The 24729-nt window shown below is 71.4% G+C and carries 23 protein-coding genes; 13 read left to right on the top strand and 10 right to left on the bottom strand.

All coding sequences use genetic code 11. The features are described from left to right. Window positions 1-29 precede the first annotated feature (29 nt). Window positions 30-1016 (top strand): neutral zinc metallopeptidase, encoded by a 987-nt coding sequence (locus ACFW0G_RS18000; protein WP_378326434.1) that lies wholly within the window; start codon window positions 30-32, stop codon window positions 1014-1016. On the opposite strand, the gene ACFW0G_RS17995 is transcribed toward ACFW0G_RS18000, so the two are convergent. Then, complete coding sequence (locus tag ACFW0G_RS17995) at window positions 1013-1360, bottom strand: maleylpyruvate isomerase N-terminal domain-containing protein (protein WP_378326433.1); 348 nt, start codon at window positions 1358-1360, stop codon at window positions 1013-1015. The two genes, ACFW0G_RS18000 and ACFW0G_RS17995, sit on opposite strands and share 4 nt — an antisense overlap. A gap of 54 nt (window positions 1361-1414) precedes the next feature. On the opposite strand from ACFW0G_RS17995, the gene ACFW0G_RS17990 reads away from it, so the two are divergent. Together ACFW0G_RS17990 and ACFW0G_RS17985 are read left to right on the top strand one after the other, a co-directional pair. Further along, a complete protein-coding gene (locus ACFW0G_RS17990) occupies window positions 1415-1873 on the top strand; it encodes a hypothetical protein (protein ID WP_378326432.1) in 459 nt (152 codons plus the stop codon). A gap of 89 nt (window positions 1874-1962) precedes the next feature. Beyond that, window positions 1963-2394, top strand: coding sequence for a CBS domain-containing protein (locus ACFW0G_RS17985; RefSeq protein WP_378326431.1), 432 nt, complete (start codon window positions 1963-1965; stop codon window positions 2392-2394). 3 nt (window positions 2395-2397) lie between these two features. Here the strand turns inward: ACFW0G_RS17985 and ACFW0G_RS17980 are convergent, their stop codons facing one another. Beyond that, window positions 2398-3939, bottom strand: coding sequence for a DUF4139 domain-containing protein (locus ACFW0G_RS17980; protein ID WP_378326430.1), 1542 nt, complete (start codon window positions 3937-3939; stop codon window positions 2398-2400). An 89-nt stretch (window positions 3940-4028) separates the two neighbouring features. On the opposite strand from ACFW0G_RS17980, the gene ACFW0G_RS17975 reads away from it, so the two are divergent. Next, window positions 4029-5837, top strand: coding sequence for a Xaa-Pro dipeptidyl-peptidase (locus ACFW0G_RS17975; protein WP_378326429.1), 1809 nt, complete (start codon window positions 4029-4031; stop codon window positions 5835-5837). A gap of 13 nt (window positions 5838-5850) precedes the next feature. Here the strand turns inward: ACFW0G_RS17975 and ACFW0G_RS17970 are convergent, their stop codons facing one another. From ACFW0G_RS17970 to ACFW0G_RS17960, 3 genes are all read right to left on the bottom strand, one after another. Next, window positions 5851-6651, bottom strand: a complete 801-nt coding sequence (locus ACFW0G_RS17970) for an alpha/beta fold hydrolase (RefSeq protein WP_378326428.1) — start codon at window positions 6649-6651, stop codon at window positions 5851-5853. A gap of 63 nt (window positions 6652-6714) precedes the next feature. Then, window positions 6715-7422 carry a response regulator gene (locus tag ACFW0G_RS17965; RefSeq protein WP_378326427.1) on the bottom strand — a complete coding sequence of 236 codons (708 nt, stop codon included), beginning with the start codon at window positions 7420-7422 and terminating at the stop codon, window positions 6715-6717. Then, window positions 7392-8522 carry a sensor histidine kinase gene (locus ACFW0G_RS17960; RefSeq protein ID WP_378326426.1) on the bottom strand — a complete coding sequence of 377 codons (1131 nt, stop codon included), beginning with the start codon at window positions 8520-8522 and terminating at the stop codon, window positions 7392-7394. The genes ACFW0G_RS17965 and ACFW0G_RS17960 overlap by 31 nt, the downstream gene beginning before the upstream one ends. A gap of 87 nt (window positions 8523-8609) precedes the next feature. Here ACFW0G_RS17960 and ACFW0G_RS17955 point away from each other — a divergent pair, with 87 nt between their 5' ends. Further along, window positions 8610-9461, top strand: a complete 852-nt coding sequence (locus tag ACFW0G_RS17955) for a M23 family metallopeptidase (protein WP_378326425.1) — start codon at window positions 8610-8612, stop codon at window positions 9459-9461. 158 nt (window positions 9462-9619) lie between these two features. Further along, entirely contained in the window at window positions 9620-10666 is a 1047-nt protein-coding gene (locus ACFW0G_RS17950; RefSeq protein WP_378326424.1) for a DUF4192 domain-containing protein, read from the top strand. 5 nt (window positions 10667-10671) lie between these two features. Here the strand turns inward: ACFW0G_RS17950 and galE are convergent, their stop codons facing one another. From galE to ACFW0G_RS17935, 3 genes are all read right to left on the bottom strand, one after another. Beyond that, on the bottom strand, window positions 10672-11661 hold the full coding sequence (gene galE / locus ACFW0G_RS17945; protein ID WP_378326423.1) for a UDP-glucose 4-epimerase GalE: 990 nt from the start codon (window positions 11659-11661) through the stop codon (window positions 10672-10674). Window positions 11662-11766: 105 nt separating this feature from the next. Next, window positions 11767-12951: a galactokinase gene (gene galK / locus ACFW0G_RS17940; protein ID WP_378326422.1), complete on the bottom strand. Its 1185-nt coding sequence runs from the start codon at window positions 12949-12951 to the stop codon at window positions 11767-11769. Then, window positions 12948-13640, bottom strand: coding sequence for a metal-dependent transcriptional regulator (locus tag ACFW0G_RS17935; RefSeq protein WP_378326421.1), 693 nt, complete (start codon window positions 13638-13640; stop codon window positions 12948-12950). The genes galK and ACFW0G_RS17935 overlap by 4 nt, the downstream gene beginning before the upstream one ends. 138 nt (window positions 13641-13778) lie before the next feature. Here ACFW0G_RS17935 and ACFW0G_RS17930 point away from each other — a divergent pair, with 138 nt between their 5' ends. The 5 genes from ACFW0G_RS17930 to ACFW0G_RS17910 all read left to right on the top strand — a co-directional run bounded on the left by ACFW0G_RS17930 (window position 13779) and on the right by ACFW0G_RS17910 (window position 21008). Further along, window positions 13779-14627 carry a sulfurtransferase gene (locus tag ACFW0G_RS17930; protein ID WP_378326420.1) on the top strand — a complete coding sequence of 283 codons (849 nt, stop codon included), beginning with the start codon at window positions 13779-13781 and terminating at the stop codon, window positions 14625-14627. A 30-nt stretch (window positions 14628-14657) separates the two neighbouring features. Beyond that, the gene (locus tag ACFW0G_RS17925) at window positions 14658-15143 is read left to right on the top strand and encodes a hypothetical protein (RefSeq protein WP_378326419.1); all 486 of its coding nucleotides are present in this window, start codon (window positions 14658-14660) and stop codon (window positions 15141-15143) included. A 572-nt stretch (window positions 15144-15715) separates the two neighbouring features. Next, on the top strand, window positions 15716-17017 hold the full coding sequence (locus tag ACFW0G_RS17920) for a diguanylate cyclase (RefSeq protein ID WP_378326517.1): 1302 nt from the start codon (window positions 15716-15718) through the stop codon (window positions 17015-17017). Between the two features lie 128 nt (window positions 17018-17145). Then, window positions 17146-18318 (top strand): acetoin utilization protein AcuC, encoded by a 1173-nt coding sequence (locus ACFW0G_RS17915; RefSeq protein WP_378326418.1) that lies wholly within the window; start codon window positions 17146-17148, stop codon window positions 18316-18318. A gap of 2 nt (window positions 18319-18320) precedes the next feature. Next, window positions 18321-21008 (top strand): GNAT family N-acetyltransferase, encoded by a 2688-nt coding sequence (locus ACFW0G_RS17910; RefSeq protein ID WP_378326417.1) that lies wholly within the window; start codon window positions 18321-18323, stop codon window positions 21006-21008. Between the two features lie 146 nt (window positions 21009-21154). Here the strand turns inward: ACFW0G_RS17910 and ACFW0G_RS17905 are convergent, their stop codons facing one another. After that, complete coding sequence (locus ACFW0G_RS17905; RefSeq protein WP_378326416.1) at window positions 21155-22231, bottom strand: acyl-CoA dehydrogenase family protein; 1077 nt, start codon at window positions 22229-22231, stop codon at window positions 21155-21157. 9 nt (window positions 22232-22240) lie between these two features. Then, window positions 22241-23422, bottom strand: a complete 1182-nt coding sequence (locus tag ACFW0G_RS17900) for an acyl-CoA dehydrogenase family protein (protein WP_378326415.1) — start codon at window positions 23420-23422, stop codon at window positions 22241-22243. Window positions 23423-23525: 103 nt separating this feature from the next. Between ACFW0G_RS17900 and ACFW0G_RS17895 the strand changes: the two genes are divergently transcribed. Together ACFW0G_RS17895 and ACFW0G_RS17890 are read left to right on the top strand one after the other, a co-directional pair. Next, window positions 23526-23714: a ferredoxin gene (locus tag ACFW0G_RS17895; RefSeq protein ID WP_378326414.1), complete on the top strand. Its 189-nt coding sequence runs from the start codon at window positions 23526-23528 to the stop codon at window positions 23712-23714. 102 nt (window positions 23715-23816) lie between these two features. After that, window positions 23817-24716 (top strand): 3-oxoacyl-ACP reductase, encoded by a 900-nt coding sequence (locus ACFW0G_RS17890; RefSeq protein WP_378326413.1) that lies wholly within the window; start codon window positions 23817-23819, stop codon window positions 24714-24716. The last annotated feature ends 13 nt before the right edge of the window (window positions 24717-24729 follow it).

Genomic DNA, 24729 nt, shown 5'->3' with positions numbered 1-24729 from the left:
GCCGCCGCCGAGGGGATCCAGGGGAGAACGTGACTGATGCCGACAGACCGTCCGGCCTGCCCGCCATGGCCGAGCCGCCGCTGATCCGGCAGGCCGGGGCGTACCCGGAGTGGGCACCCGCGACGGGGAAGCTCCCGGCGCGCGGCGGTCGTCGCCGGGCCTTCTCCGGTGCGGTCGTCGCCGTCGCGCTGATCGTGCTCACCGTGGCGGCCATCGCCGTGGCGGGCCCGCACCGGATCGCGGGTCACGCCGTCGCGGCACCCGACGGGGCACGGCAGGTCGCCGCCGACCCGGGCACGAGCGGTCAGGCCGCCCCGAGGGCGGTGCCGCGCCTCGCGGACAACGCGTTGCTCGCCACCGGGGTCACGCTCGGTCCCGCGTCCTGTTCCCTGCCCGATCTCGGCCGCGCCCCCGCCCAGCTGGAGGCGTTCTACCGCGCGTTGCTGGACTGCCTCGAACAGTCCTGGCGCCCCGCGCTGGACAAGGCGGGCGAGCCGATGGTGGCGGTGACGCTGTCGCTGAACCTCCCGACGCACAGCGCGTGCGGGGACGCGCCGTCGAAGAACGAGGCCGTCGCCTACTACTGCGGGGGCGACACCACCATCTACGCGCCCACCGAATGGATGCTCGCCGACGCGAACCTCAACCGCGCCCGGCACATCGCCACGATCGCCCACGAGTACGGCCACCACGTCCAGCGGCAGAGCGGCATCCTGGCGGCGGCCGCGGCCAGGATGTCCTCGCCGAACCAGGACACGGCCGCCGACAAGGAGCAGGTGCGGCGGATCGAACTGCAGGCCAACTGCTTCGGGGCGTTGTTCGTCGCCGCGGCCTCGGGCAAGGGCTCGATCACCGCGTCGCTGGCGAACGCCGGGGTGGCCGACTACGGCCGCGCACAGGACAGTGACACGCACGGGACCCGCAAGCACCAGCTGGCGTGGGCGAAGGCCGGGTTCGAAGGCCGGACGACGGCGGCGTGCAACACCTGGTCCGCGTCCGCCGCCGAGGTCAGTTAGGACGTTCCCACCCCGGCGAGCGGCCGAGGATCCCGAGGAGCCGGTCGAACGCGGACGCGTCTCCGGTCGGCGAACTCCAGCGCCTCGTGCACCGCTTCGGGCAGCGGCTCGTACGGGACGCCGAGTGCCTTCGCGAGGTCCCAGCCGTCGCCTTCCCAGCTGGGCGCGGAGCCGTGCCGGGCCGCGATCGCGAAGCCGTTGTTCTCGCCGACCTGGTGCCGGAGCAGGTCCGCCAGCGTCCAGCCCGCGCACGGGGTGGGCAGGTCGAGATCGGCGGGTGTCATGGTGGCGACCAGCTTGTCGAGGAGCGCCAGGGAACGGCGGTCGAGTTCACGCGTGTGCATGGGGACGACGCTAGTCACCGGAATTGTCGGTGGTGGCCGATACGGTGCGAAGCGATGGACGACGACGTGATGATCGAGATCAACGCGGGTCTGCAGCAGCACATCGGCGGCGACCGTGTGGGAGCCCGCGCCCGCTTCACCGCACTGTGGGAGCGGATAGGCGAGGACGGCGATCCGTTGCACCGCTGCGCGCTGGCCCACTACACGGCCGACGTCTGTGACGATCCCGCCGAGGAACTCGCCTGGGATCTGCGCGCGCTCGCCGCGGCGGATTCCCTCACCGACGAACGCGCGCAGGCCTACCACGCGACGCTGGCGGTGCGCGGTTTCTATCCGTCACTGCACCTGAACCTGGGGGAGGACTATCGCAAGCTGGGCGATTTCGCCGAGGCGCGGCGGCAGCTCGCGCTGGCCGAGGAGAAAGTGGACGCACTGGGTGACGACACCTACGCGGAGGGGATTCGGGCAGGGCTGAAGGCACTGGCGGAACGTCTCGGCGAGCCGTCCCAATAGCACGGTTCTCCCCAATTCGCAGGACTTTCGTAGGGAGCCGTCCGGCCCTAACCTGGTGTGATCCACCTCACCGGAGGAGAGGGATCGTCATGAGGATCGCGGATCTGCTGCGGAGGAAGGGAACCACGGTCGCGACGGTCACGCCGGAGACCACCGTGACCGCGCTGCTGGCCGGCCTGGCTGAGCACAACGTCGGCGCGATGGTGGTGATCGGGCCCGACGGCGGGATCGCGGGCATCGTGTCCGAACGCGACGTCGTGCGGCGGTTGCACGACAGCGGCCCGGCGCTGCTCGACGGCCCGGTCGCCGACATCATGACCAGACTGGTCGCGAGCTGCGGCCCGGACGACTCGGTCGAGAGCCTCAGCGTGCTGATGACCGAACACCGGATCCGGCACGTCCCGGTGCTGTCCGAAGGCAGGCTCGCCGGGATCGTCAGCATCGGCGACGTGGTGAAGAACCGGATGGAGGAGCTGGAGAAGTCGCAGGAGCAGCTACACGCCTACATCTCGCAGGGCTGACCGCTACTCCCGCCAGCCACTGAGGTCGACGCCCTTCGCGACGTCGACCCGGTAGCCGAGGGTGAGCGTGGTCGTCGCGCCGGGGGCGATCTTCAAGCGCCAGGTGAACTCGCCGAGCTGGGTGGTCTCGGCGGGTTCGGGCTTGGCGCGCACGTCCCGCACGGTGATGGCGTCGTCCCGCGAAACCGGCGCCTGGTCGAGCACGGTGAGCGCTGCTTCGGCGGGGCCGTGGTTCGTGATCGTCGTGCGGTATTCGGCTTCCCGGCGTCGCTGTCCGGACAGCGTGGCCTTGCTCGCGGTGCGGCGGACGAGTTCGCGTTCGATCCGGATCCGGTCGTCCACGCCGAGGGCGAGTTCGAGTTCCTCGCCCGGCGCCCACGTTTCGAGGTGGGTGCTGCCGACGAACTCGGCCTCGTGGAACACGGACGCCTTGCCCGCGCGCAGGGTGTGTTCCGAGGTGTTGACGACCGTGGCGCGCAGATGGGCCTCCTGTGCGAGTACTGGCGCGGTGACGTACCCCAGTTCGGCGGGGAACTCCAGCTGCGCCAAGGTCGTCCGGTGTCCCTGCGCGCCGGAGGGGACCGCGACCGGCCGTGCGACGCGGTAGGTCATCGCCGTCGCGCCCTGCTCCACTTCGGCGACGGGATGGGGCATCCGCCTTGATGCCATGGCCATTTCCGCGCCGCCTGGAGCCGCCGGAGCCGCGCCGCCGTACGCGGCGATCGGGTGGAACTCCTGCGCCCGGTCGAGGTACCACGGCTGCAGTTCGGGCACCGTCACGGCGGTCGCGGGCCGGGCGGTGGAGAGCGCGAGCGCGCATTCCGGCCAGTCCTCCCCGGTGTACTGCGACACCAGGCCGAACGATGTCACCGCGACACCGGCCCCGGCGACCCGGACGTCGTAGCCCGGTTCCCAGCTCGCGCCGGTGACCACATAGGACAGTTCGAGTTCGGCTTCGCCGCTGTCGGCGGTCGGTTCCAGCTCGACCACGACACTTGTACTGTCCTTTTCGGACTGTGCGCTGTGCTCCCCGATCCGCCGGTCGAGCGCGTCGAGTTCGTCGCGGAGCCGGTCGAGCCGCGCGGTGAGGGCGCGCTTTTCCTTGAGCGCCGCCGAAAGCTGCGTGCCGAGCGCGCCGGTGACCTCGGCGACGCGGCCGGGTTCGGCGTCGCCGGTCGCCAGTGCCTTCGCGAAACTGCCGCCGCTGCGCCGCGCCAGGCTGGTGAGCAGCTCGATCTTCGCCGCCGCGGCGGCCTCCTCGTCGGTGACGCCGTCGACCGCGTCCTGCCCGGCCCGCCGCTGTTCGACCAGTTCCCGGAGGGCGGCGTCGGCGGGTTCGGTGTGGCGTTCGGTACGTACGTCGACGCCGACGATCCGGGCGGGGCCGGAGCCGGTGACCCGCACCGAGTCGGCGGCCAGTGCCAGCGGGAGCCCGGCGAAGGCGACACGCGGCCCGCCGGCCACGTCCACGCGGCCGCGGCGGGTGATCCGGGCCTGCTGGGGATAGACGGTGACGGCGACGATCGGTGCGGAGACAGTCGGCATGGCCCCGACGTTAGTCTCTTGACACCGGATCGGCCGGAACGGAAATCTCGGAACGGTCGTCGTCCGCTTCGTCCCGGCTTGGGGGCCTCGTGAGATCCGCTCGGTTCGCCGTCCTGTTCGCCGCCGTGCTCGCCCTGCCCCTGGTGCCTTCCGCGGCCTCGGCCGACGCTCCGCCCGCGCCGGTTTTCCGCGACGGCCAGGCACAACCGGTGTTCGATCCGGCCGACGTCATCCGCGAGGACGTCTGGGTCACCGCGCCGGTGGACAGCGACCACGACGGCAAGGACGACCTCGTGCACGCGCAGGTCGTGCGTCCGAGGGCGACGGCGCAGGGCATGAAGGTCCCGGTCGTCTACCAGGCGAGCCCGTACTACGCGGGCGGCAACGACGTCCCCAACCACAACGTCGACGTCGAGCTGTCGGTCCCCGGCCGCGACCGCGGCCCCGAAGGCGCGCGGGTCGCTTCGCACGGCGTCGGCCCGTACGCGGCCCCGATCACCTGGCGCTATCAGGACTACTTCACCGCGCGCGGATTCGCCGTCGTGTACGGGGAATCGCTGGGCAGCGGGCAGTCGACCGGCTGCCCGACGACCGGCGACGTCAACGAGACGATCGGCGCTCGCTCGGTGATCGATTGGCTCAACGGCCGCACTCCGGCCCGCGACGCGGGCGGGACGCCGGTCGATGCGGCGTGGAGCACCGGCAAGACCGGCATGATGGGCGTGTCCTACAACGGAACCCTGCCCAACGCCGTGGCCAGTACCGGCGTCGAAGGCCTCGAGACGATCGTGCCCATCGCCGCGATCTCCAACTGGTACGAGTACTACCGCAACGCGGGCGCGGTCGTCGCCGCGGGCGGTTACCAGGGCGAGGACGCCGACGTGCTCGCCGGATACGTCTACACCCGCGCCGACCGGGCGATCTGCCGTCCGGTGATCGACGGGCTCACCGCCGGCCAGGACCGCGTGACCGGCGACTACAGCCGGTTCTGGGACGTCCGCAACTACCGCAACGACGTCGGCAAGGTGCGGGCCTCGGTGCTCGCGGTGCACGGGCTCAACGACTGGAACGTCAAGACCGACCAGGTCGCGCAGTGGTACGCGGCGCTGCGGCAGCACGGGGTCGAGCACAAGATCTGGCTGCACCAGTCCGGGCACGCCGATCCGTACAGCCTGCGCCGCGACGTCTGGCTCACGACGTTGAACAAGTGGATGTCGCACTACCTCTACGGCGTCGACAACGGGATCCAGAACGAGCCGAAGGCGACGATCCAGCGAGAGGACAAGTCCTGGGTCGACGAGGCGGACTGGCCCGCACCGGGAACCTCCGACGTGAAGGCGTACCCGTGGCCGGGCGGGGGCGCGAAGGGCACGCTGGACCTGCGGAATCCCGTGCCCGGCAACGGAAACGTCGAGCGGCTGGCCGACGATGCGAACAAGACGATCGAGCAGCTCGCCGGGCTGCCCTCGTCCGGGAACCGCCTGCTGTACGCGACGTCGGCGGCGAAGCAGCCGTTGCGGCTTTCGGGAACCGCGAAGGCGGACCTGGCGCTGTCGTTCGACCGGCCCGCCGCGAACGTCACCGTGGTGTTGCTCGATCGCGCGCCCGACGGCTCCTCGCACGTGATCAGCCGCGGCTGGACCGATCCGCAGAACCGGCACGACATCGCGCGGACCGAACCGATCACGCCGGGGCAGACCTACCGGATCGGCGTCGAGCTGATGCCGAAGGACTACATCCTCGCGGCGGGCCACCGGCTGGAGTTCCTGCTGGCCTCGAGCGACCACGACTTCACCCTGCGGCCGAAGCCGGGCGCGGGCCTGGCGCTCGACCTCACCCGTACCTCGGTGACGCTTCCGGTGACCGGCGGGAAAGCCGCGCTGCGCTCGGCTTTCTGATCCGCTACCCGCGTTACCCGGTGAAGTAGTCGCTCAGCACCGGAGCCAGGACGGCCATCGACACGGTGTGTTTCCGGCCTTCCAGGGTCCGGTGCTTCGCGCCGGGCAGGACGGCGGCGAGGTCCTTGGCCGCCTTGCGCAGGGAAGCCGGGCTCTTGGCGCCGTCGAGCACGAGCGCCGGCGCTGTCAGACCGGCCCATTCCCCGGCGCGCAACGGCTCGCCCGCGGTGTGGCCGTCGAGGAGTTCGGCGTCGTACGGCAGGGTGTGGGCGAGGCCGACCAGCCGCTGCCACACGCCGCGCATCGCCCGCATGATCAGGATGACGAACCACGGCGCGCCCATACCCGTGGTCATGAAGTACCTGACCGCCTCGGCGCGCTCGTCGTCGCGGATCAGCGCCCGCAGGTGATCGAGGAAGTCGGCGGGCGGGTGCTTCGCCGAGGCGTCGGTGACGAACGGCGGTTCGTACAGCGCGAGCTTCTTGATCGGGACGCCGTGCGTGGCGGCCTTCAACGCGAGCACCGCGCCGGACGACAGGCCCCAGACGTAGGCCTCTCCGCCCGCGGCGTCGACGACCGCTTGGAGGTCTTCGATCTCGCGTTCGGGGGAGTACGGCGCGGTGTCGCCGCTGTCGCCGCGGCCGCGCCGGTCGTAGTTGTAGACCGTGAACCGCCCGGCGAGCAGCCCGGCCAGCTCCACCAGCCCGGGGAAGGTCCGGTAGCCGAACGCGCCGGAGACCAGGATCAGCGCCGGTCCGTCCCCGGTGCGGTCGTAGGCGATCTTCGTGCCGTCGCGAGAGATGGCGGTGTGCATGGGGGCGATCCTGCCGGGTGCCGTTCGGCGCGTGGCACGCAGGTGGGTGGTCACCTCAGCGCGTCAGTCGGCGATGCCCGCGCGGTAGGCGAAGGCGACGGCCTGGGCCCGGTCGCGCAGGCCCGCCTTCGTGAACAGGTGGTTCACGTGGGTCTTCACGGTGGCTTCGCTGACCACCAGCGTCCGCGCGATTTCGGTGTTGGACAGTCCCGCCGCGATCAGCCGCAGCACCTCGATCTCGCGCGCGGTGAGGCCCTCGACCTCCTTGACACGCGCGGGCGCGCTCCGCGTCGCGGCCGCCACCAGCCGGCGCTGCAGCTCGGCGTCCACAGTGGACTGACCGTCCGCGGCAGCGTGCAGCGCGCGGGCGATGGCCTCGGCGTCGGCGTCCTTGGTGAGGAACCCCCGCGCACCCGCCTTCAGCGCGGCCAGCAGGGATTCGTCGTCGGCGTAGGTGGTGAGCACGACGACCTCGGTTTCCGGGTGCTCGGCGCGGACCCGTTCGGTGGCTTCCACGCCGTCGCAGCGCGGCATGCGGAGGTCGACCAGCAGCACGTCCGGCCTGTGCTCGGCGACGAGTTCGAGCGCGGCGAGCCCGTCGGCGGCCGAACCGACCACCTCGACACCGGGCAGCAGGCCGAGCAGTGTCACCAGGCCCTCCCGGACCACCGCCTGGTCGTCGGCGAGCACCACCCGCAGTGCTTTTCCCGCCCCCCTCTCCGAGGACCCCACCCCCCGGTTCACCCCGGCACCGTCAGGTGTATCCGCCATCCGTCCTCCACCGGCCCGCTGTCGAGCCGCCCGTCCAGCAACGCGACCCGTTCTCCCATTCCCCGCAAACCGTAGCCTGCCGCCGGTGCCTCCGGCGGGCGCCTGCCCTGGCGGTCGGCCACGGTCAGTTCGACCTGCCCGGCGGCGAAGTTCAAGGTCACGTCGACGTCGGCCTTCGGCGCGTGCTTGCGGGTGTTCGCCAGTGCCTCCTGGACCGCGCGCACCAGCGTCGCGCCGATCGCGGCGTCCAGTTCGCGCGGGTCGCCCTCGACGGCGAGGTCGGCGCGGGCACCGGTGTCCATGCGGTACGCGGCCAGCAGGTCGGAGACCGCGCGCTCCACCGGAACCGCGTCCTCCCGGAGCGCGGCGACGGCCTTGCGGGCCTCGGCGAGCCCGTCGGTGGCCAGCTTCTGGGCGCGTTCGATCTGGCCGACGGCGTCCGGGCTCGCGCCGTCACGCATCAGCATGAGCCGGGCGCCCTGCAGGTTCAGCGCGAGACCGGCGAGGGAGTGCGCGAGCACGTCGTGCAGTTCGCGGGCGATGCGGGCGCGCTCGGCGAGCGCGGCGGCCCTGGCGTGTTCCTCGTTCGCGGTCTGCGCGCGCGCCAGCGCGAGTTCCGCCTGTTCCAGCTTCTCCATCCGGTTGCGGCGGTTGAGGGCGAGCAGCACGACCACGGCCAGGATCGCGTAGATCGACAGGACGTCGCCGATGTCGAGCTGCCGCGCGAACACCCACCACGTGATCCCCGCCAGGTTGAGCACGACACTCGCGATCGCGGAGGCCGGTGGCAGCCGGAACACCGCCATGAACGTCATCGTGTACATCGACGCCGAGGCCCAGCTGGACGGCGCCAGCACCCACACGGCTGCCGAGGTCGCCACGATCGCGGGCAGCACCACCGGGAGCAGCCCGCGCGGGCCGCCGGTCAGCGGGTACCACAGCGCCGGGAGGGACAGGGCAAGGGTGACCACGATCAGGACCCAGCCGAGCGTGCCCGCCCGCGGCATCGCCGTGGCCATCGAGACGGCGACGAGCCCCCAGCGCACCCAATGCGGCATCGGCGGCACCCACGGGTGGCGTCCCGGCTGCGGTGTCGTCATGCTCGTCCCTTCGGCTGGTTGTACGGAAAATGTACTTCTCCGGTCTTGGCTGTGCGGTGTCCGGCTTTCCCGCCCCAGGAGGTATCCATGTCCAGGTTGCGACGGCTCGCTGTGTTCGCCGCGGCCGCGGTCCTGCCCGCGCTCGGCCTGACGCTCGCCGGCCAGGCGCCGGCGTCGGCCGCGCCGAACTTCCAGGTCCCCTTCAAATGCGGTGTCACGGTCACCGCCGCGACGTTCAGCGGCCACAATCCTGCCAACTCGGTGGACTTCCAGAAGGCGGGCATCACCGGGATGCCGGTGCTCGCCTCGGCCGCGGGCACGGTGACCCGGGTCGCCAACGAGGGCAGCACCAGCTACGGCCGCTGGATCGAGCTCGACCACGGCGGCGGCTGGCGTACCCGCTACGCGCACCTGTCCGCGCAGGAGGTGTCGGTGGGCCAGAAGGTCAACGGCGGCACCCAGATCGGCAAGGCGGGCGCGACCGGCGGGGTCACCGGGCCGCACCTGCACTTCGAAGAAAACCTCAACGGCGTGACGCAGAAGGCCGTGCTCAACGGCGTCGCCGTGCCTTACTACGGGCACAAGGACTTCACGTCCAAGAACAACTGCGGTGGCAACCCGTACTCGGCCGAGCAGGTCTGCGGCTCCGGGTTCTCCGTCGTGGATTCGCAGCCGCTTGGCACCGCCGGGACGTCGTACCTGCTCTACAACGCCTCGACCAAGGCGAACTGCGTGACCACGCTGAAGGCCGTGTCGCTGGGCACCGCGAGCCCGGTTTCGGCGTTCCTCGAGGTCCAGGGCTCGGCGCGGACGACCGACTCCGGCAGCTTCACCTACTACGCCGGGCCGGTCACCAAGACCGCCGGATCGACCTGCGTGCGCTGGGGCGGCTCGGTCGGGACCAGCGCCTACGAGAGCCCGTTCGAACACTGCGGCTGAGGTCGCGTGACTCGGTGGGCCGCGCAGGATAGCGCGCCCCACCGACAGGACAAGCCTGCCCGTGCCCCCGCCGGGCAGGCTTGTCCACAACGGACCCGGTGATCCACAGATTTGCCGCGATCGCCCCGGCCGGTCCCGTCCCGCCGCAAGGTGGACCCATGACCACTTCCACCGCGGCCGGCACCGATCCGGTCGACCTCCGGGATCCGGCGCAGCTGCTCGCCGCGTTCCCTTACCTGTTCGGGTTCCGGCCCGAGAACTCCGTGGTACTGCTCGGCCATCGGCCTCCTGGCAATGTCGTCGGGCTCCTGCTCCGCGCGGATCTGCCCGCCCGGAAACACCGGGCGCACCAGGCGGAAGCGCTGGCACAGCGGTTCGCGAGCAGTCCGCACACCGGGGTCACCGCGGCCGTGATCGGCGGCAGACCCCCGCGCGGCGGCCGTCCGCCGCACGCGGGGTTCGTCCACCATCTCGACCGCGCGCTGGCCGGGCATGGGCTGCGGATGCTGCACGCGCTGTGGGCCCCGGAAATCGTCTCCGGCGCGCCATGGGCGTGCTACCAGGACACCGTCTGCGGCGGGGTCCTGCCGGATCCGCGTGGCACCGTGATGGCCGCGGTCACCACGGAGTCCGGGCAGGTCGCCTTCGCCAGCAGAGCCGAAATGGAACGGCAGCTCGAGCCCCGGTGCCCCGAGGCACTCGCACGGCGGGCCGCCGCACTCGCCGCGCTCTCCACACCGCCGTGGGATCCGGCGGACGCGGTGGCGGCGGGCGGCGCGGAGATCCGCGCGGCGCTGGAGCGGCAGCGTCGCGGGGCGGGCCCGCCCACCGACGACCAGGCCGTCCGGCTGGCCTGCGCGCTCGCCGACAAACGCGTCCGCGACGCCTGTCTCGCCACCGCCCTCCCGGCGGACACACCGATCGCCCGGGAGGCCGAGGCACTGTGGCGCACGCTGGTGTGCGAGCTGCCCGCGCCGCATCGGGCCGAAGCGGCCTGTCTGCTGGGCTACGCCGCCTACATGCGTTCAGACGGCACGTTCGCCGGAATGGCGTTGGCGAACGCGCTCGCGGCGGTACCGGGGCATCTGCTGTCCCGGCTGCTCGCGGGAGCCCTCGACCACGGCTTCACCCCGGAGTCGCTCGCCGGTCTCGCGCGGTGCGAGGGCGTGGCCGACCTCGGCCTCTCCGGCGAGCCGCCGGATTGACCCCGTCAGGAGTGAGCGACGTGGCGGGAGCGGGTGAACTCCCAGGCGTCGGCGACGATCCCGGCCAGATCGGTGCGCTCCGGCTGCCAGCCGAGCTCCGCGTGGGCGCGGTCGCTGGCGGCCACCAGCACCGAGGGGTCCCCGGCACGCCGGGGCGCGAGCTCGGCCGGAATGGCGTGCCCGGTCACCGCGCGGCAGGCCTCGACCACCTCGCGCACGGAGAAACCGGTGCCGCTGCCGAGGTTGTAGATCCGGTGCTCGCCCGCGGTCGCGTGCTTCAGCGCGAGCGAGTGGGCGTCGGCGAGGTCGACGACGTGGATGTAGTCGCGGATCGCGGTCCCGTCCGGCGTCGGGTAGTCGTCGCCGTAGATCTGGATGTGGGCCCGGTCGCCCGTGGCCACCTGGAGAACGAGGGGAATGAGATGGGTTTCGGTGGTGTGCCGCTCGCCGTAGGCGCCGTACGCGCCGGCGACGTTGAAGTACCGCAGGCTCACCGCGGCGATTCCGTGTGCACGCGCGAAGCTGGTGATCGCGGCGTCGATGGCGAGCTTGGTCGCGCCGTAGGTGTTGGTCGGTCGTGTCGGCGCGGTCTCCGGGATGGGGGAGGCCTCCGGCTCGCCGTAGGCGGCGGCGGTGGAGGAGAACACCAGCCGCGGCGTGCCGTGCGCGTGCATCGCCTCCAGCAGGCGCAGCGACGTGACGACGTTGCCTTCCCAGTACTTCGCGGGGTCCGACATCGATTCGCCGACGAGCGACTTCGCGGCGAAGTGCAGGACACCGTCGAAGCCCTCGCCGAGGATCTCGGCGGCCACCTCGGCGGCATCGCCTTCGATGAACCGGGCGGCCGGGGGCACGGCGTCCTTGTGCCCGGTGGACAGATCGTCGACCACGGTGACCTCGTGACCGGCCTCGATCAGCCGGGCGGCACACACGCTGCCCACGTATCCGGCGCCGCCCGTCACGATCAGTTTCAGGCTGCTCTGGTCCTCGGTCACTTGGTGGCCCTTCTGGTGCGGAGTTCGGTGGTGACTGCGGGGCACAGTCTCTCCTCATGGCGACGCCCCGGATCCGCTGGGGGTTGTCTCCGCCCCGGCGCCGCGTTAGAGCGTGTCGCGGCCAGCGCCACGGGAAGGAACGGCGGTGAACAGCCGTGGCCGGCGCCCGCCCGCCTCGGCGAAGGCGGCTTCGACGGCGGCGCCGATCCGGTCCAGATCCGGCTCGCGCACCAGTGCGATGGCCGACCCCCCGAAACCGCCGCCGGTCATCCGGGCACCGAGCGCACCCGCGGCGCGGGCGGAATCGACGGCGAGGTCCAGTTCGGGCGTGGAGATCCGGTAGTCGTCGCGCATGCTCACGTGCGAGGCGTCCAGGTACGGCCCGATCTCGGCGAGCCTGCCCGCGCGCAGCAGCGCCACGACGTCGAGCACCCGCTGGTTCTCGGTCACGACGTGCCGCACCAGCGGGGCCAGCTCGGCCGGAAGGGCGGCGAGCGCGTCGGCCAGCCCGTCGAGGGTGACGTCACGCAGCGCCTTGACCCCGAGCAGCTCCGCGGCCCGCTCGGTGCCGCGGCGGCGCTCCCCGTAGCCCCCGTCCGCGTGCGAGTGCTTCGTCCGGGTGTCCATGATCAGTACCCGCACGCCTGCCTCCGCCAGCCCGAACGGCACCTGTTCCATCTCGCCGGAGCGGACGTCGAGGAAGAGCACGTGCGAGTCGGTGCAGCAGAGCGACGCGGTCTGGTCGAGCAGACCGGTCGGCGCGCCGACGAAATCGTTCTCGGCCCGCTGCACCCAGCGGGCCACCTCGTAACGGCCGGGTGCGTTCGCGGCGGGCGCGTCGAGTTCGACCCCGGTGAGTCCCAGCAAAGCCAGCGACACCGCGCATTCGAGCGCGTGGGAGGAGGACAGCCCCGCCCCCGACGGGACGTCACCGGCGATCACCACGTCGGCGCCGCGGTCGAAGCCCTGGTCACGCAGCACCCACGCCACACCGGCGGGGTACGCGGCCCACCCGCCGACCGCCCCGGGGACGAGCGAAGCGATCTCGAGCGGGCCGGAATGCTGGAGCTGACCGTCGTCACCGAGCGTGGACACGGTGAGGATTCCGTCCTCGCGGGACGCCGCCGCCGCGGCGAGCCGGTGAGGCAGTGCGAAGGGCAGGACGAAACCGTCGTTGTAGTCGGTGTGTTCCCCGATCAGGTTCACCCTGCCCGGGGCCGACCACACCCCGGCCGGTGCCCTGCCGTGGACGGCGTGGAACGCCGCCGCGGCCTGCTCCGCCGGGCTCACCTGGCCTGCGCCAGCACCGCGTGCAACGCCGAGCTGGACACCTGCGCGGTGGTGTCCCCGCCGGTGACCTCGACGGTGCCGCCGCCGTTGGCCTTGCCGACCTTGACCTTGCGGCCGGGCACGATCCCCACGGACTTGAGCTCGGTCATCAGCGACTCGTCCAGCTGGACGTGCTCGGCGATGCGCTTGATCTCGACCTCGCCGCCCCCGGTGCGCGCGAACTCGTCCAGCCGCACCAGATCGGCCTCGGCGGGGGGCGCGGGCTCACCACCGCCGAGCTTGTCCAGCCCGGGGATGGGGTTGCCGTAGGGCGAGGTTGTCGGGTGGTCGAGCAGCTTGACCAGCTTGCGCTCCACCGCCTCGCTCATCACGTGCTCCCAGCGGCAGGCCTCGTTGTGCACGTGCTCCCATTCGAGACCGATGACGTCGACGAGGAGACGTTCGGCGAGCCGGTGCTTGCGCATCACGGCGATGGCGAGCTCGCGGCCGTGGTCGGTGAGCTGCAGGTGACGGTCGTCGGCGACGACGACCAGCCCGTCACGCTCCATCCGGGCGACGGTCTGGCTCACGGTCGGGCCGCTCTGCTGCAGCCGCTCGGCGATGCGGGCGCGCAGCGGGACCACACCCTCTTCTTCGAGCTCGTAGATCGTACGCAAGTACATCTCTGTGGTGTCGATGAGTTCGTTCACGCTGGTCCCCTTCGTCCGCAGTTGCATATCGTAGTCGTTGGGCCCGACAACAACGGCAGGCCTGGGGATAACAACCCGTGCGGGCCGGATAGTCCGCCCGAGCTGCGGGGACGGGGGTCGTGACGGGAGGATGGGCCGATGCGTCCCCTGATCTCCACCATGGATCTCGCCACCCTGCTCGAGGGGCCCGCCGGAGCCTCTCCCATTGTCCTCGACGTGCGCTGGCGGCTGGCCGGGCCACCCGGCGCCGAGTCCTACCGCGAGGGCCACGTGCCGGGCGCGGTCTTCGTCGACCTCGACACCACGCTCGCCGGTGAACCGGGGGAGGGCGGCCGTCATCCGCTGCCCGATCCGGCCGATCTCCAGCGGGGCCTGCGCGCCGCCGGGGTGCGGGCGAATCACCCGGTCGTGGTGTACGACGACGCCGATGGTTCGGTCGCCGCGCGGGCCTGGTGGCTGCTGCGCTGGGCGGGCCACACCGAGGTCGCGGTGCTCGACGGCGGATACGCGGCCTGGCTGGCCGAAGGCCGCCCGGTGAGCACGGAAACCCCGCGGCCCGCGGAAGGCGACATCGAGGTCCGGCCCGGCGGCATGCCGGTACTCGGCGCGGACGAGGCCGCGCGGCTCGCCCGCGACGGCGTCCTCTTCGACGCGCGCGCCCGCGAGCGCTACGCCGGGGAGACCGAACCGATCGACCCCCGCGCCGGGCACATCCCCGGCGCCGTGAACGCCCCGTTCGCCGGGCACGTGGGAACCGACGGCCGTTGGTTGCCGCCCGCCGAACTGGCCGCACGCTTCGCGGGGCTCGGCGTCCGCCCCGGCGGCGCGGTCGGTGCCTACTGCGGCTCGGGGGTGACGGCGTCGTCGGTCGTGCTGGCGCTGGAGGTCGCGGGGCATCCCGAGCCCGCCGCGCTCTACACGGGCTCGTGGTCGCACTGGTCCCGCGACCCCGAGCGCCCGGCGGCCACCGGCGACCTTCCCGGCTGACCACAGGACACGACCAAAAGAGGGGGGACAGTGGAGGACAACACCGGTCCGAGACGTGTGCTGCTGAGCATCGGCATCGCGGCCGCGGTATGCGCGGCATGCGGAGGTCCCGGCACTGATCACGGCGACCTGCGGAAGGTACCGCCCAGCTCGGCCGAGGCGCGGCAATTGCTCGACACCACCGTCCGGCTGGCGCGGGCGGGGGACACCGGAACCCTGTGTCGGATCGTCGCCGCGGCCGAACCGATGTGCCGGTCGCTACTCGAAAGCGCGGCGCAGAGTCACTTGTCCGCCGGGCACGAAGTGCCACGCGTCCTCGATGAACATCTCCTTGACGAGCCGCACTCGACGCCGACGCTGGTGCTCCGGCTCGCCGGTACCCACGACGACGGCCGGGAGTACACGAGCGATTTCGCTGTCATCCGGGACCAATCGGTAATTCGCAGTATGACGGCGATCTACTGGTCGGAGGTGCAATTCGCGCCGAGATCGCCGCCCGCGACAACCTCACGCTGAGTCACGGATCGGCCGGCGACCGGCCGGAAGCGGACGTAGGGGATCGCGGGCGTGACCCGGCCGCACCGTGTACTCGGTGGGCCGGGCCCGCCCTGCGGTACCCGGGGGATCGGGATGGCTCACGTTTCGCGGTTGCGCATGACTGCGTCCTTTCTGTTCTTGAGCGCTTTTCGCGCACCGGCGATGCGGTCTCGGGGTGCCGCGGCGGCTCAGGTTTCACGGTTTCGCACGGCGGTTTCCCTCCCTTGTGCCAACGGTGGAATCGGATGGGGCGCGGGAACTCAGGTCTCGCGGTTGCGCATGGCGCGCTCCTTTCGTGCGGCGCGGGGATTCCAGGTCGTGGGACGGCTCAGGTTTCGCGGTTGCGCATCACGGCCACCTCCTCTGCTCCCGGTGACAGCGCGGGTACCCAGCGGATACGGGGAAATGGGGCGGGCTCAGGTCTCGCGATTGCGCATGCCGACCGCCTCCCTTCACTGCTCCAATCGAGTAACGTCCATCGATCGAGGCCGTCCGTCGTGATTGGGTGGACACGGTTCGTAGATCACCCAGGAGGGTGCACCACCGTGAGTATGGATGGGGCGGAAGCGGCGCACAGAGCCGCGGGCCGCATCGGTGACGTTCTGTCACCTCGCCGGTGGAAGCTCTGGGCCCAGCGCCCGGGGCTGATCGCCTACTGCCTGCTGATCGAGCTCGTCGCCGTCGCCGCCACGGTCGTCACCGCGGGCAGGGCGACCCGCGCGCGGGACGTCGTGATCCTCGCCGGGCTCGCCGGGCTGGCGATCCTGCAGGCCGAGCTGGGCCGTCAGATCGAACGCGTCCGCCGTCTCGTCTCGGACACCCCGCACATCAACATGACGTCGGTGTGGACGTTCGCCGGCGTACTGCTCCTACCGCCCGCTCTGGTCACCGCGCTGGTCGCGATCCTGTACCTGCACCTCGGCACGCGGAGCCTCTACCGCATCCGCCGGGCGCCGCTGTTCCGCGTCGTCTTCAACGCCGCGCTAGTCGTCGTCACCTGTCACACGGCAGCAGCCGTTCTCGCCCGCAGCGGCGTGCCGAGCATGTACGCCGCGCTCGACGCGGGCTGGGCGGGCGTCATCGTGATCGCGATCGTCACGGCCACCTACTTCGTCGTCGGCGCGTTGATCACCGTCCCCGGTCTCACGGTCAAGAAGCGCTCGTTCCGCACGCTGTTCGGCGGGCTCGGCGACAACCTGCTCGAAGTCGCCACGCTGTGCCTCGGCGTGCTGACCGCGCTCACCCTCGCGACGCTGCCCGCGCTCGCGCTGATGATCGTGCCGCCGCTGCTGGTGCTGCACCGGGCCGTGCTCGTCAAGCAGCTGGAGATCGCGGCCACCACCGACGAGAAGACCGGGCTGTTCAACACCACCGGCTGGCATAGCCTGGCCACTCGCGAACTGCACCGCGCGCAACGCCTGCCGCAGGCCAGCTTCGGGGTGCTCATGGTCGACCTCGACCACTTCAAGCGGATCAACGACCAGTTCGGGCACCTCGGCGGGGACGCCGTGCTCCGCGCCGTGGCGGGCACCATCAAGGGCGCCGTGCGGGACTACGACTCGGTCGGCCGGTTCGGCGGGGAGGAGTTCGTGGTGCTGCTGCCCGACATCCGCGAGACCGATGTCCGCACGGTGGCCGAACGCGTCCGCGAGGCCGTCGCCGGGCTCAGCGTCGAAATCGCGGACGGCAGCCGCGCCAAGGTCATCGACGGGCTGTCGGCCTCGATCGGCGTCGCCACCTACCCCGCCGCGGGCGCCGCGCTCGACCGGCTGCTCCAGGCGGCCGACAAGGCGCTCTACAGTGCCAAGCGCAGTGGCCGGAACAAGGTCGTCTGCATCGCCGACGTCGGCTGAGACCTGCCTCGTGGGCGGCGGGGCATGCTGTGCCCGTAGATACCAATCCGACCGCAGGTAAGCGATTCGTGCAGGTCAGCGAGCTTTCCTGGTCGGCTTACCTCCGGACTCCTTGGTAGTGTGCGGACATGCGCCCGCCCGCTGTCGTCTGGGATTCCGCCCTGCTGGGGTACGACCTCGGCGGGCAGCATCCGTTCAACCCCGTCCGGCTCCTGCTCACCATCCGCCTGGCCACCGAGCTCGGCGTGCTCGACGGCGTCGAACTGCTCGTCCCGGACGCAGCGGGCGACGAGGAACTGCTGCGGGTGCACGTCCCGGAGTACCTCGAGGCGGTCCGGCAGGCGCCGCTGGTCGGCTGGGACGTCGGGCACGGGCTCGGCACGGACGACAACCCGGTGTTCAGCGACATGCACGACGCCTCGGCGCTCGTCGTCGGCTCGACGCTGCTGGCCGCGCGCAAGATCGCCGAAGGCGAGGCCACCCGCGCGGTGAACATCGCCGGCGGGCTGCACCACGCGATGGCCGACCGCGCGTCCGGGTTCTGCGTCTACAACGACTGCTCCATCGCGATCTCGTGGCTGCTCGACCACGGCTTCGACCGCATCGCCTACATCGACACCGACGTCCACCACGGCGACGGCGTGCAGGCCGCGTTCTACGACGACCCGCGGGTGCTGACGGTCTCCCTGCACCAGCATCCGTTCACGCTGTGGCCGGGCACCGGCTACTCCGGCGAGACAGGGAAGAACGGAGCCGAGGGCACCGCGGTCAACATCCCGCTGCCGCCGCGCACGCGCGACGCGAGCTGGCTGCGTGCCTTCCACGCCATCGTCCCGTCGCTGCTCGCCGAGTTCGAACCGCAGATCCTCGTCACGCAGTGCGGGGTCGATTCGCACGAGGAGGACCCCCTCGCCGACCTCTCGCTGTCGGTCGACGGGCACCGCACGATCTACACGACGCTGCGAGAGCTGGCGGGCACCTACGCGGGCGGGCGCTGGCTCGCCGTCGGCGGGGGCGGTTACCAGCTGGTGCGCGTGGTCCCGCGGTCGTGGACCCACCTCATCGCCACCGTGCTCGACCGCGACGTGGCGCCGGAGACGAGGCTCCCGCCGGAGTGGGTGGCCGACGTCGGGCGAGCGGCGCCGGACACGGAGATCCCCGCCGCGATGACCGACGGCGAGGAGACCGCGTTCAAACCGTGGGGCGACGACGTCGACGACCCGGCCGACATCGCGATCCGGGACACCCGTCGCGCGGTCTTCCCGTTGCACGGCCTCGATCCGGACGACCCGAGGGACTGAGCATGGCGGCCGAGGAACGCGATCCGTACGCCTACCCGCGTGAGTGGGAAGCCGACGTCGTGCTGTCCGACGGCGGCACCGTCCACTTGCGACCGATCGTGCCCAGCGACGCCGACGCGCTGGTCGCCTTCCACGGCAAACTGTCCGAACGCACCCGCTACTTCCGCTACTTCGGCGCCTATCCGCGCATCCCGCCGCGCGATCTCGTCCGGTTCTCCACTGTGGACCATCACGACCGGGTCGCGTTCGTGGCGATGCTCGGCGACGACATCATCGCCGTCGGCCGCTACGAACGGCTCGACGGCGGTCCCTCGGCGGAGGTCGCCTTCGTCGTCGACGACGCGCACCAGGGGCGCGGGCTGGGCTCGATCCTGCTGGAGCACCTCGCCGCGGCGGCCTCGGAACGCGGGCTGCGCCGGTTCACCGCCGAGGTGCTGGCCGAGAACGCCGCGATGGTCCGGGTCTTCCGCGACGCCGGCTACCAGGTGAGCCGCGCCATCGAGGAGGGCGTGCTGCACCTGGAGTTCGACATCGACCCGACCGAGGAGTCGCTCGCCGTCGCGCGCTCACGCGAGCAGGCCGCCGAGGCCCGCAGCGTGCACAACCTGCTGCATCCCCGGTCGGTCGCGGTCATCGGCGCGTCCGCCGATCCGACCAAGGTCGGGCACGTCGCGTTCGCCAACATGCTGGCCGCCGACTTCACCGGCACGGTCTATCCGGTCAATCCCGAGCACCGGTCGGTGCGCGGGGTACGGGCGTACTCCTCGGTGCTCGACATCCCGGACTCGGTCGACCTCGCCATCGTCGCGGTGCCCGCCGAAGCCGTCGAGTCCGTTTTGGACGGTGCGCTCGCCAAGGGCGTCAAGACCTTGCTGATCGTCTCCGGCGGATTCGCCGAGGCCGGGCCGCTCGGGTTGCACGCCGAATTGCGACTGGTCGGCGAGGCGCGGGCGCACGGCATGCGCGTGGTGGGCCCGAACGCGCTGGGCGTGCTCAACACCGCGGCCTCGGTGCGGCTCAACGCCACCCTCGCACCCCGGCTGCCCGCGCGCGGGCGCACCGGGTTCTTCTGCCAGTCCGGTGCGCTCGGCACCGCGATCCTGGCCGACGCCGAGGCACGCGGGCTCGGCCTCTCGACCTTCGTCTCCGCCGGCAACCGCGCCGATGTCTCCGGGAACGACCTGCTGCAGTACTGGGAAACCGATCCGGACACCGATCTCGTCCTGCTGTATCTGGAGTCGTTCGGCAACCCGCGCAAGTTCGCCCGGCTCGCCCGGCGGCTCGCGCGCACGAAACCGATCGTCGCGGTCAAGTCCGGGCGGCACGCGGTCCGCCCGCAGCTGGCCGCGACCTCGGCCGAGGTCGACGAAGCCAGCGTGCAGGCGCTGTTCGAGCAGGCCGGGGTCGTGCGGGTCGAGTCGCTGGCGCAGCTGTTCGACACCGCGCTGGTGTTCGCCCACCAGCCGCTGCCCGCGGGGCCGCGGGTCGGCATCGTCGGCAACTCCAGCGCCATCGGCCTGCTCGCCGCCGACACCGCGCGTTCGCAGGGACTGAAGCTGGCGTTCGACCCCGTCGACGTCGGCCCGCAGGCGGGCCCGGAGGAGTTCGCCGCGGCCGTGCGCGAAGCCCTCAACTCGCCGGACACCGACGCGCTCGTCGTGGTTTTCGTGCCCCCGCTGGCGATTCCGGGCACGGCGTACGCGCGGGCGCTGCGCGAAGCCGTGGTGGAAATGGCGCGCGACAAGCCCATAGTGTCCACCTTCCTCGCCGCCGAAGGCGTTCCCGCCGAACTGGCGGTGCTCTCGGACGACGGGACGCCGACACGTGGTTCGGTGCCGAGTTACCCGAGTCCGGAACGCGCGGTGAACGCGCTGGCGCGGGTGATCCGGTACGCGGCCTGGCGCCAGCGTCCACAAGGGACACTCGTGCGGCCCGGCGGGCTGCACGTCGAGCAGGCGCAGACGATCGTGCGGGAACTGCTGGACGCCGAGGGCGGGAAGACGACGCTGCTCTCGGACACCGACGTCGTCCGGCTGCTGGGCTGCTACGGCATCGAAGTCGTCCCGTTCCGCGTCGTGTCCACAGTGGACGAAGCGGTGGCCGCGGCCGCCGAGCTGGGCTATCCGGTGACCCTGAAGGCGGTCGACGAGCGGCTGCGCGGGCGTCCGGACCTCGCCGGGGTCCGGCTGGACCTGACCTCGGAGGACTCGGTGCGCACCGCGTACGAGGGCCTGTGCGAGGTGTCCGGGGACGATGAGGTGTACGTCCAGCGCATGGCGGCCAAGGGGATCTCCTGCGTGATCGGCCTGCAAGACGACCCTTCGTTCGGCACGCTCGTGTCGTTCGGTTTGTCCGGCCTGGTCAGCACGCTGCTGGGAGACCGTGCCTACCGGGCGATCCCGGTCACCGACGTCGACGCGGCCACGCTGCTGCGCGAACCACGCACCGCCCCGCTGCTCACCGGCTACCGCGGCGACGAACCCGCCGACCTGGCCGCACTGCAGGACATGGTGCTGCGCGTCGCCGCCCTCGCCGAGGACAACCCCGAAGTCCGCTCGCTCGCCCTCGACCCGATACTGGCCTCGCCCGCCGGTGCCTTCGTCGCCAACGCGCGCCTCGTCCTCGGCCCGCCGCCGACCCGCCCCGACACCGGCCCGCGCCGCCTCCGCGCCATCACCCCCACCGACTGATCACGCGAGATCTCCTCTCAGACACGCTGGATCTCCCGCCGAGCACGCCGGATCTCCGACTGGGCCCGCGAGTCCGCTGGGGAGGTTCCGGAGATCTCGCGTGACCGGGCGGGGAACTCGTGTGACGGAACGGAGATCTCGCGTGATCAGGCGGGGGTGTCGGCCAGCGACATGCCGAGAGCCAGCAGGTGCCTGGTGGCGCCGCCGAAGGTGAATTCGAGGCGTTTGGCGGCGGCGAAGTAGCGGTGCACGGGGTGGTCGACGTCGATGCCGACGCCGCCGTGGACGTGCACGGCGGTGTGCACGACGCGGTGGCCCGCTTCGGCGGCCCAGAACTTCGCGGTGGCGACCTCTTCGGCGGCCGGAAGTCCTTCGGAGAGGCGCCACGCGGCCTGCCACAGCGTCAGCCGGACCGCTTCGACGTCGAGATACGCGTCCGCGAGCCGTTGCCGCACCGCCTGGAAACCGCCGATGACCTGGTCGAACTGCTTGCGTTCGCGCGCGTACGCGGCAGTCAGCTCCAGCGCGCGCTCAACGACGCCGAGTTGCTGCGCGCAGAGCCCGACGGTCCCGCGCAGCCGCAGCCACTCGCCGACGTCGCCCAGTGACACCGCCGGGGCACCGGTCAGCTCCACGAGCCCGGCGTCGGCGTGGTCGACGGTGCGCTGCGCCGCGATGTCCACGCCGTCGGCCTCGCGGTCGATCAGGAACACCTCGTGGCCGTCCCCGACAGCGGCTTCCACGAGCAGGCCGTGGGCGAAGGCCGCGAACGGTACCGCGGACTGCGCGCCGGTGAGCCGATGTCCGTCCGTTGTGGACTCGGCGGTGAAGCCACACGGCGCGCCCGCGTCCGGCAGGGCCACCGCGAGGACGCGGCTGCCGCGCAGCACCGGGACCACCCAGCGTTCGGTCAGCTCCGGCGTACCGAATTCGGCCAGCGCCGCGGCGGCCATCGTGATCGAGGACAGGTAGGGCACCGGTGCGACGGCGCGGCCGATCTCGGTCAGCACCGAGCACTGCTCCAGCAGGCCGAAGCCGCCACCGCCGACCGAGGAGGGGAGTGCCGCGTCCAGTACGCCCGCCTTTGCCAGGTCCGTCCACAGGGGAGCGTCGAATCCGCCGGAGCCGTGCGGGCCCAGCATTTCCGGGGTGACCTTGTCGGTGAGCAGCTTCCGGGCCAGGCCGGAGAGGGCTTGCTGTGCTTCGGAGTGGGAGAAGTCCATGGGGGGCTCCTAGCGCGTGACAGGAAGACCGAGTGCGGTGGCGGCGATGATGTCGCGCTGGACCTCGTTGGTCCCGCCGCCGAAGGTGAGGATCAGCGACGACCGGTGCAGGCGCTCGATCCGGCCACGCAGCAACGCGCCGGGGGAGCCTTCGCGGACCACCGAGGCCGCCCCGAGCACCTCCATCAGCAGCCGGTAGGCCTCGGTGGCGAACTCGGTGCCGAACACCTTCGTCGCCGACGCCTCCGCCGGGCCGAGCTCGCTCGCCGCGGCCGCCCAGGCGATCCGCCAGTTGCGCAGCTTGAGGTACTCGGCGTGCGCGTGCACCCTGGCCAGGTGCAGGCGCACCCATTCGGCGTCGATCACGCGGCTGCCGTCGGGCAGTTTCGTGGTCTGCGCCCACTCCCGCACCTCGCGCAGGGACGTCATCACCGGCGCGGCGGAGGTCAGCGCGACTCGCTCGTGGTTGAGCTGGTTGGTGATCAGCGGCCAGCCGGCGTTCTCGTCGGCGATCCGGTTGGCCACCGGGACACGCACGCCGTCGTAGTAGGTCGCGCTGGTGCCGGGCCCCGCGACGGTGTGCACCTTCGTCCACGAAAAGCCGGGCGCGGACGTCGGCACGATCAGCATCGACAGGCCCTTGTGCTTGCGCGCCTCGGGGTCGGTGCGCACGGCGAGCCACACGTAGTCGGCGTACTCGATGAGGCTGGTCCACATCTTCTGCCCGGTGACGACGTACTCGTCGCCGTCGCGTTCGGCACGGGTGCGCAGCGACGCGAGGTCCGTCCCTGCTTCCGGCTCCGAGTAGCCGATCGAGAAGTGCAGCTCCCCGGCGGCGATCCTCGGCAGGTAGAACGCCTTCTGTTCTTCGGTGCCGAAGCGCATGATCGTCGGGCCGACGGTGTTGACCGTCAGGAACGGGACGGGCACCCCCGCCACGGCCGCTTCGTCGGTGAAGATCAGCTGGTCGAGCATCGGCCGGGCCTGGCCGCCGTACTCGCGGGGCCAGCCGAGCGCGAGCCAGCCGTCCTGGCCCATCTGACGCACAATCTCCTTGTACGCCACGCCATCGCCGTACTCGCCGCCCTCGGCCGCCAGGCTCTCCCGGCGGGCCGGGGTCATCAGCTCGGCGAAGTACTCGCGCAGCTGACCGGCCAGTTCCCGCTGACTTTCGGTGTAGTCGATCCGCATCCGTCACCTCCGCCCGGCAGGGCTCGTTGTGGTGGGTGAACCCGCCTCGGGGCTACAGTAGAACTTGTTCTAGTTGTACCAGGCTTCGCGGACGGGAGGAAGTATGGAGATCAAGGTGGACCGCTCGCTCTGCGAGGCGAACGCGGTGTGTGTCGGGTTCGCGCCCGACGTGTTCGACCTCGACGACGACGAGAACCTGGTCGTCCGGTCGCCGATCCCGGAGGATCAGGTAGAACATGTTTCGCAGGCTGTGTCGGGTTGTCCGAAGAATGCCCTGTTCATAGCGGGTTAGTACCGTTAATTTCGCCCTTGATAAGTACGAGAACAGATTCTAGTCTGTGGGGCGAGAGGCGGGCTGGACCGGCCCGACGTGCTTCGACGAGGAGGCATCGCGGTGAGTGCGGCCGTAGGCGAGACATTGGCGGGCCGGACGGCCATCGTCACCGGCGCCGGTGCGGGGCTCGGCAGGGCCGAAGCCCTCGCGCTGGCGAAGGCCGGGGCGGCGGTGGTCGTGAACGATCTCGGCGACGCGAAGAGTGTCGCGGAGGAGATCGAGGCGGCGGGCGGGAAGGCGATTTCCGTCGCCGGTGACGTCGCCGAGCGCACCACCGCCGACGCGCTGCTGGAGGCCGCGGTCGATCACTTCGGCGGGCTCGACATCGTCGTGAACAACGCCGGGGTGCTGCGCGACCGGATGCTGTTCGGGATGTCCGACGAGGAGTGGGACCTTGTGCTCGCGGTTCACCTTCGCGGGCATTTCCTGTTGTCCCGCAACGCCGCGAAGTACTGGCGCGACAAGTCCAAACTGGACGGAAAGCCGGTGTACGGGCGGCTGGTGAACACCGCGTCGGAGGCGTTCCTCGTCGGCTCTGCCGGACAGCCCAACTACTCCGCCGCCAAGGCCGGGATCGCGGCGCTCACCGTGTCCGCCGCGCGCGGCCTCGTTCGCTACGGTGTGCGCGCCAACGCGATCTGCCCGCGTGCACGGACCGCGATGACCGAAGCGGTCTTCGGTGAGGCCCCCGAGGAAGGCGTCGATCCGCTGTCGGTGGAGCACGTCGCGCCGTTCGTCGCCTTCCTCGCCTCGCCCGCGGCCGAGAACGTCAACGGCCAGGTGTTCGTCGTGCACGGCGGCATGGTCGCGCTGCTCAAACCACCTGAGGTGGAGCAGCGCTTCGACACCGCGAACGGCGTCTGGACCGCCGAAGAACTCGAAACCGCGGTCGGCGGTTACTTCGCCGGGCGTGAACCGGAGCGGATGTTCGCCGCCACCGACATTCTTTCGCTGCCCTGACCCCTACCGAGGA

The sequence above is a fragment of the Amycolatopsis sp. NPDC058986 genome (assembly GCF_042741125.1).
Lineage (GTDB): Bacteria > Actinomycetota > Actinomycetes > Mycobacteriales > Pseudonocardiaceae > Amycolatopsis.
The sequence above is the reverse complement of the archived record's forward strand: the minus strand, read 5'-3'. Positions and strand labels throughout refer to the sequence as shown.